Annotated in this window: 1 protein-coding gene; it reads left to right on the top strand. The window is 38.3% G+C overall.

Features of this window, described 5'->3' with window-relative positions:
* On the top strand, positions 1-416 hold a 416-nt coding region (locus tag R8N49_RS29410; RefSeq protein ID WP_318190733.1), incomplete at its 5' end, for a S1 RNA-binding domain-containing protein.
* Positions 417-561 lie beyond the last annotated feature (145 nt).

The raw sequence follows: 561 nt of genomic DNA, 5'->3' as shown, positions 1-561 counted from the left end.
TAATGAAGCTCAAGCCGATACGCCAGCTAGCAGGTATTTCGAATAGTTACCCTTACGATACAAAAGAGATTGAGCAACTCAGTGTGCACTGTTCGCATCAATCTCGCCAAGCTGATGAAGTAAGTCGTGAGGTTGAATCAGCACTGAAATGCCACTACATGAAACCATTTATTGGACGAAACTTCATGGGAAGCGTTTCTGGAGTTACGCACTTTGGTGTTTTTGTAGAGCTGGAGGAAAACAGAATCGAAGGTCTCATACCTTTATCCAGTTTTCAAAATGGCGATTTTGAATTTGATGCGATCAAACAAAAAATCTCAAGCCAAACGACAACTATTACACTTGGTACTCAAGTAAACATTACCGTTAAAGACATCGATTCTAAGCAAAGAAAAATTATATTTAACTTTGCTTAAAAGTAATTGAGAACGTGATGATTTGGTATCTACTGTTAACAGTTTTTGGCTTTCTGTGTTAAGCCAAAATTTGCCACGGAAAAACTGGCACATAGTACGTTACAACATTGGTATCCAAATCAACATAGTGAGGACACGATGTACA

The sequence above is a fragment of the Vibrio sp. 1978 genome, from assembly GCF_033344345.1.
This window is presented reverse-complemented; position numbering and strand designations above follow the sequence as displayed.